We start from the raw sequence: 7504 nt of genomic DNA, 5'->3' as shown, positions 1-7504 counted from the left end.
CACTAGTCGAGTCGGCCTGCGCGGAAGATGTAACGGGGCTCAAACCATACACCGAAGCTACGGGTATCACGTAAGTGATGCGGTAGAGGAGCGTTCTGTAAGCCTGTGAAGGTGAGTTGAGAAGCTTGCTGGAGGTATCAGAAGTGCGAATGCTGACATGAGTAACGACAATGGGTGTGAAAAACACCCACGCCGAAAGACCAAGGTTTCCTGCGCAACGTTAATCGACGCAGGGTTAGTCGGTCCCTAAGGCGAGGCTGAAAAGCGTAGTCGATGGAAAACAGGTTAATATTCCTGTACTTCTGGTTATTGCGATGGAGGGACGGAGAAGGCTAGGCCAGCTTGGCGTTGGTTGTCCAAGTTTAAGGTGGTAGGCTGGAATCTTAGGTAAATCCGGGATTCCAAGGCCGAGAGCTGATGACGAGTTACCCTTTGGGTGACGAAGTGGTTGATGCCATGCTTCCAAGAAAAGCTTCTAAGCTTCAGGTAACCAGGAACCGTACCCCAAACCGACACAGGTGGTTGGGTAGAGAATACCAAGGCGCTTGAGAGAACTCGGGTGAAGGAACTAGGCAAAATGGCACCGTAACTTCGGGAGAAGGTGCGCCGGTGAGGGTGAAGCACTTGCTGCGTAAGCCCACGCCGGTCGAAGATACCAGGCCGCTGCGACTGTTTATTAAAAACACAGCACTCTGCAAACACGAAAGTGGACGTATAGGGTGTGACGCCTGCCCGGTGCCGGAAGGTTAATTGATGGGGTTAGCTAACGCGAAGCTCTTGATCGAAGCCCCGGTAAACGGCGGCCGTAACTATAACGGTCCTAAGGTAGCGAAATTCCTTGTCGGGTAAGTTCCGACCTGCACGAATGGCGTAACGATGGCGGCGCTGTCTCCACCCGAGACTCAGTGAAATTGAAATCGCTGTGAAGATGCAGTGTATCCGCGGCTAGACGGAAAGACCCCGTGAACCTTTACTATAGCTTTGCACTGGACTTTGAATTTGCTTGTGTAGGATAGGTGGGAGGCTTTGAAGCGTGGACGCCAGTCTGCGTGGAGCCATCCTTGAAATACCACCCTGGCAACTTTGAGGTTCTAACTCAGGTCCGTTATCCGGATCGAGGACAGTGTATGGTGGGTAGTTTGACTGGGGCGGTCTCCTCCTAAAGAGTAACGGAGGAGTACGAAGGTGCGCTCAGACCGGTCGGAAATCGGTCGTAGAGTATAAAGGCAAAAGCGCGCTTGACTGCGAGACAGACACGTCGAGCAGGTACGAAAGTAGGTCTTAGTGATCCGGTGGTTCTGTATGGAAGGGCCATCGCTCAACGGATAAAAGGTACTCCGGGGATAACAGGCTGATACCGCCCAAGAGTTCATATCGACGGCGGTGTTTGGCACCTCGATGTCGGCTCATCACATCCTGGGGCTGAAGCCGGTCCCAAGGGTATGGCTGTTCGCCATTTAAAGTGGTACGCGAGCTGGGTTTAGAACGTCGTGAGACAGTTCGGTCCCTATCTGCCGTGGACGTTTGAGATTTGAGAGGGGCTGCTCCTAGTACGAGAGGACCGGAGTGGACGAACCTCTGGTGTTCCGGTTGTCACGCCAGTGGCATTGCCGGGTAGCTATGTTCGGGAAAGATAACCGCTGAAAGCATCTAAGCGGGAAACTTGCCTCAAGATGAGATCTCACTGGGACCTTGAGTCCCCTGAAGGGCCGTCGAAGACTACGACGTTGATAGGCAGGGTGTGTAAGCGCTGTGAGGCGTTGAGCTAACCTGTACTAATTGCCCGTGAGGCTTGACCATATAACACCCAAGCAATTTGCTGACTCGAAAGAGCGCCAGATTGCGGTGTGTGAAGACGAAACGAACCGAAAGTTCGAATCTCACAAAACACCGAAAGCTGTCACATACCCAATTTGCTGAAGCGAGGCCATCAGGCCACGACTCGGTACCCGAATTTCTTGACGACCATAGAGCATTGGAACCACCTGATCCCATCCCGAACTCAGCAGTGAAACGATGCATCGCCGATGGTAGTGTGGGGTTTCCCCATGTGAGAGTAGGTCATCGTCAAGATTAAATTCCGAAACCCCTATCTGCTGATGCAGGTAGGGGTTTTGTTTTAGTAAGAGTCATCGATTTTACCGACACGTTGCTGTTGAACGGGTTGGACACCGAATTTCTTGACGACCATAGAGCATTGGAACCACCTGATCCCATCCCGAACTCAGCAGTGAAACGATGCATCGCCGATGGTAGTGTGGGGTTTCCCCATGTGAGAGTAGGTCATCGTCAAGATTGAATTCCCAGGACCCCTGTCTGCTGATGCAGACAGGGGTTTTGTCGTTTTTGGGCCGGTAATCGGATCGAGCCTCTGATGCCCCGGCAAACCCCCAATGCCGTTGCTATGCTGTTGTAGTCGGGCTTTGGCGACCCAAAAGCCCGCGACGGTCACTGGTCATGGGGATTCCAATAATGAAAAACCCTTATGCTCCCGGCTTTTGGTGTGCGACTGCGGCATTGCTGCTGCTTTCAGCCACTTATTTCTATGGCGTCATGCTCACTCACCAGATCGACAAGGCGCTCTTGTTCCTCGATAGCGCTGCGGCGTTGATTGGCGTGATATCCATTGCAATCGTGGCCTGGGCATCGCTTCAGGGCCAACGCATCAAGAAAAAACACCTCGAGCAAGGCAAGACCCTGGTGCTGATTTGGGACACCAAAGTGGCGCTGCGCCGTGTCGAAACGGTGTTTGACCGTTATTTCTGGGGCAGCTATTGGCAGCCAGGCCGCACTTTCCAGGAAGTCATGGGCGAGCTCACCGGCACCCCGCTGGAGAAAAGCCTGGAGGCCCTGAAAACCCAATGCGCAGCCCTGGACAAGCAAGTCACCCAAGAAGGTTGGCACTGGCTCAACAACGCCCGTGAATTGTGTGACGTGGCTAGCGCCATGGCCAGGGAGCGCTATCAACTGGACTTTTGCGATTCACGCGCAGAGTCATCGGGTGCGGCGGTGATCAATCGCGATTTTGAAGTGCTGGTGTACACTTGGACGGCCCGGCTCAAGACTTTCGATCATCAGCTCGACGAGATCGAAGTCCAATATTCGTAGACCACCTCTCAAGAAAACGTTTTTGCCCCTATAAACATTGGGCCCGCAAGGGTGCCTGATGGTAATCTCCCCTCCTCTTTACGGCGTCGAGCCACACCCTTCGCGGGTCAGGGAAGACGACGGCTTCTTCAACCATGGATATCGATCGGGTCACTCATGAATAAATCAGCAAGCGTACTTCTGGGAATCGTTGTGGCTGTCGGAGCTATCAGCGCAGGTGGCGCCTGGTACACCGGAACCAAACTCGAAGGCGTGTTGAAAAATGCTATTGCCGATAGCAATAAGCAGATGCAGACAGCCTTGTCCGGATCCAACAGCACTGCCGCCCTGGAGCTGGTTTCCATGGACCGTGGCACATTCAGCAGCACCGCCCACTACCGCCTCAAAGGCGAAGGCGAGATATTCGGCGGCGAGTCGGTCGAGCTGCTCTTCGTCGACCGGATCGAGCACGGCCCACTACCATTCTCGCGTTTGATTACGCTCAAGTGGCTGCCGGTCATGGCCACCAGTCACACCGCTCTCGAGCGCAATCCACTGACAGACAAGTGGTTCGCTGCCACCAAGGACCAGTCCCCGCTCAAAGGTGTGGTCAACCTGGGTTACGACGAGTCCATCAACGGCACCTATGAGCTGCTGCCATTGGAGACGAAGCTGGATGAGCAGTCCCAGCTCACCTTCTCCGGCCTGAAGATCGACGTGGCCGCCAGCGCCCAGGGACAGAAGGTCAAGGCTGACGGCTACATGGACAGCTTCAAGTTGACCACCGTCGCCGAAGACCAGACACCAGTGCAGGTCGAGCTGAACGGCCTGACATTGGCCAGTAACCTGAGCAAAAGCACCTACGGTTACTACATGGGTGACAACACCCTGCTGATGAGCAGCACCAAGGCCACCTTTGGCGAGCCGAAGTCAGTGCTGGGCCTGAAGAACTTCGAAATGAAGAACAGCAGCAGCGAGAACGGCACCAGCGCTTCGGGGCGTGCCGATTACAAGATCGGTGAGTTGTCGTTCAACGACAAGACCATTGGTTCGGCGCAGATGGCGGTCAGCCTGAAGAACCTGGACATCCCGGCCACCATGTCGCTGATGCAGATTTACCAGACCAAGCTGCAACCGTACGAAAAAGCCGCTGCCGAGGCTGCTGCGGCCGGTGAGCCAGCGCCAGAGTTGAGCCTGACCGAAGCCGAGGAAGCCCAGGTCAAGGCCGACCTGGAAAAACTCCTGGCCGGTGCTCCGCAAGTGGCCTTGGAAAACCTGTCGTTCAACACCGCCAACGGTGAAAGCCGTGCCAGCCTGATCGTTGATCTGGCCAAGCCGCAGTCCATGGACTTGCCACCAGATGAATTGGGCCGTCAGTTGCTCGCCCTGCTGGATTTCAATCTCAAGGTTTCCAAGCCGATGCTGGTGGACCTGATGACCGTGCAGGCACAGATGGAAGGCCAGACGGATGCCAAGCTGATCGCCGATCAGGCCACCGCCACCAGCGACATGTTCAGTGCGATGGCAGTGGGTACTCAGCTGGCGACCCTTGAAGGCAACGATGTGGTCACCAAGCTGCACTATGCCAACAATCAGGTCGACTTCAACGGCCAGAAAATGACCGTTGAGCAATTCACGGCATTCGTGATGAGCAAGCTGGGTGGTGGCGTCGCCCTCCAGTAAGCATTCGAGCAATACCCCAAGCCCGGCCCGTGCATGACGCATGGGCCGGGTTTTTTTATGGCCACCGATCAGCCCTGCGCCGAAATCTGTATCGATTCTGAAGAATTGTGGCATTCCAGAATATGACCCGTCCGAGAGTGCAAGACTAAGCCCATTAGAGCTTGGCTGGATTCCTTGATCCGGCTTCCTGTTTGATGGGCAAGGGGGCACTGCGACCCGGCTGGCCATGTAAGGATGCTGACGAATGCCGCGTACTGTGGGTCCTTTTATTCAACGTGGTTTGCGCCCGTTGTTTCGTGTCGCGCTGTGCAGCCAATTGTGCTGGCCGATGCTGGCGTTTGCCGATACCGCCTATGACCAGATGGTGCTCGATGCCCGTGCGGGCCATTACACGCCTGCGCTGACCGCGTTGCGCCAGGTGCCGGCCGACCAGGCCAGCGCCGCGCAGATCAGTGACCACCTGCAAATCGCCAGTTGGGCCGGTCTCGACGCCGAGGTGGTGAAAGTCTATGAGGCCCAGGGCCGTTATCGAACGCTGCCCGTCCAGGCGTTGACTGCAACGGCGCGAGCCTATCGCAACCTCAAGCGCTGGGATTCGGCGGCCGAGCTGTACCGCCAGGCCTTGGTGATCGACCCTCAGAATCCTGATTTGCAACTCGGCTTGGCCTTGACCCAGGCCGATGCAGGCCGGCCCGACGAAGCTGTCACGCGCGCCAAGGCCCTGGTGGCTGCCAAGCCGACAGATCCGATGCGTCGGCTGGCCCTGGGTTATGCCTTGACCCGCGCCGACAGTCCCCACGAAGCGCTGTTTGAATACGACCAGGCATTCACCCGCGCCGGCAACAGCCCAGAGGTGGCCCGCGAATACATCTACGCCCTGCAACGCGCGCGGCTGCCGGAGCCGGCGCTGCGCCTGGCGCGTCTGCAGCCGGGGTTGATCGACCGTGGCGTGCAGCGGCGCCTGGAGGGTGACGTCGCGGCCGAACGGGTGCGCCTGGCGGACATGGCCAGCCGCAGCGAACAGGAGCGCTTCGTCATTGCCGACCGCGCCCTGGCCGACTACGACAAGTTGCTCGCCACCTGGACTCCGGTAGCCGAAGCCAAAGACGACGTGCTCCGTTGGCGCATCGATCGCATGGGCGCCCTCAATGCCCGTGCCCGTCGGGCCGAAGTGATTGCCGAATATCAAAAGTTGCTCGCCGAGGCTGTGAGTATTCCTACCTATGCCCTGCGCTGGGTGGCTTCTTCCTATCTGGAGCAGCGGGAGCCGGAGATCGCCGTCGACCTGTACCGCCGGGTCCTGATCGCGCCGGATGCCGATCCTGCGGAGCGCTTTGAAGACAGCACCGCGCTCTACTACGCGCTGTTGGAAAGTGAAAAATCCGAAGAGGCCCGTGCCCTGGCCGAAGACATGGCGAAAGCCCAGCGTCCACGCGTCGAACTCAAGGGCCTGCCGATCGGTAACCCCAACGATGAATGGATGGACGCCCAGCAACTCGCTGCCCAGGCCGGCACCTACGGCGCCGACCTGCCTTCTGCCGAAGCACGCCTGGAAACCTTGGTTAATCAAGGTCCCGGGAACACGGGTATGCGCCTGGCCCAGGCCGATCTGTACCAGGCCCGTGACTGGCCGCGCCGTTCGGAAAGCCTGCTCAAGGAAGTCGAGGCGACGATCCCGCGCAACCGTGATCTGGAAGTCGCCCAGGCGCGTGCTGCCATGGATTTGCAGGAATGGCGGCAGATGGATGCGCTGACCGACGACGTAGTCGCCCGCTACCCGGAAAATGCCCACGTCAAACGCCTGCAACGCCAGCGTGAGGTCCACGACATGGCCGAGCTGCGCATCGAGGCCTATACCGGCAAGAGCTATGGCGGTGGTAGCGGTGGCGCCGGTGCAGTCACTGGCAGCCGGGACTTCGGCATCGAAACGCTGCTCTACAGCCCACCCATCGATGAAGACTGGCGGTTGTTCGGCGGTGCCGGCTACGCCACTGGTGATTTCGAGGAAGGCACCGGCCATCACCGTTGGCAGCGCCTGGGTGTGGAACGTCGCACCCGCGACATGACGCTGGAGGCCGAGGTGTCCAATCACTCTTATGGTTCCGGTGACAAGCAGGGTGCGCGCGTGGCGGTGGCTCGGGACATCGACGATCACTGGCAGTACGGCGGCAGTTTGGATTATCTCTCGGCCAATACCCCGCTCCGGGCCCTCAACAGCGGGATTCGCGCCAATGGCGGGAGCGGCTTCGTTCGGTGGCGTGCCCATGAAAGCCGCGAGTGGCGACTGGCTGTCAGCCCGTCCAATTTCAGCGACGGCAACAACCGCCTCGAAGCCCTGCTGACGGGTCGCGAGGGCATCTACAGCGCGCCGCGCCTGCAGGTGGAACTGGGCCTGGAAGTGGGCGCCAGCCGCAACAGCGGCTCCAACGAAGTGCCTTATTTCAATCCGGAATCGGATTTCAGCGTCATGCCGACCGTGAGCGCCAACCACGTGTTGCACCGCCGCTACGAAACCACGTGGAGCCAGCAATTCCAGGCCGGCGCGGGTACCTACAGCCAGCGCGACTACAGCACTGGGGCCATGGGATTGCTCAGCTACGGTCAGCGTTTCATCTGGAACGACGTACTGGAGGCCGGTGCCGCGCTGAGCTGGCTCAACCGCCCCTACGACGGCGATCGTGAAAGCGATCTGCGCCTGCTTGTCGACCTCACCTATCGCTTCTAGAAGAGTTTG

The 7504-nt window shown here is 58.2% G+C and carries 3 protein-coding genes and 3 rRNA genes (1 of these 6 cut by a window edge); all 6 read left to right on the top strand.

Annotated features, from left to right (window positions below):
- A 23S ribosomal RNA gene (locus tag J3P88_RS29505) occupies positions 1–1800 on the top strand (it extends 1092 nt beyond the left edge of the window).
- Positions 1801–1957: 157 nt separating this feature from the next.
- A 5S ribosomal RNA gene (gene rrf / locus J3P88_RS29500) occupies positions 1958–2073 on the top strand.
- A gap of 106 nt (positions 2074–2179) precedes the next feature.
- Positions 2180–2295, top strand: a 5S ribosomal RNA gene (gene rrf / locus J3P88_RS29495).
- Positions 2296–2472: 177 nt separating this feature from the next.
- On the top strand, positions 2473–3108 hold the full coding sequence (locus J3P88_RS29490; protein WP_434573205.1) for an NADH:ubiquinone oxidoreductase subunit N: 636 nt from the start codon (positions 2473–2475) through the stop codon (positions 3106–3108).
- Positions 3109–3264: 156 nt separating this feature from the next.
- Positions 3265–4770 (top strand): YdgA family protein, encoded by a 1506-nt coding sequence (locus J3P88_RS29485; RefSeq protein WP_250965505.1) that lies wholly within the window; start codon positions 3265–3267, stop codon positions 4768–4770.
- A gap of 244 nt (positions 4771–5014) precedes the next feature.
- A complete protein-coding gene (pgaA, locus tag J3P88_RS29480; protein ID WP_434573203.1) occupies positions 5015–7495 on the top strand; it encodes a poly-beta-1,6 N-acetyl-D-glucosamine export porin PgaA in 2481 nt (826 codons plus the stop codon).
- The last annotated feature ends 9 nt before the right edge of the window (positions 7496–7504 follow it).

Source organism: Pseudomonas sp. Z3-6, from assembly GCF_051131985.1.
In the GTDB taxonomy this organism is placed as follows: domain Bacteria; phylum Pseudomonadota; class Gammaproteobacteria; order Pseudomonadales; family Pseudomonadaceae; genus Aquipseudomonas; species Aquipseudomonas zanjanensis.
Note: the sequence above shows the minus strand (reverse complement) of the source record. Positions and strands in the feature narration are given on the sequence as shown.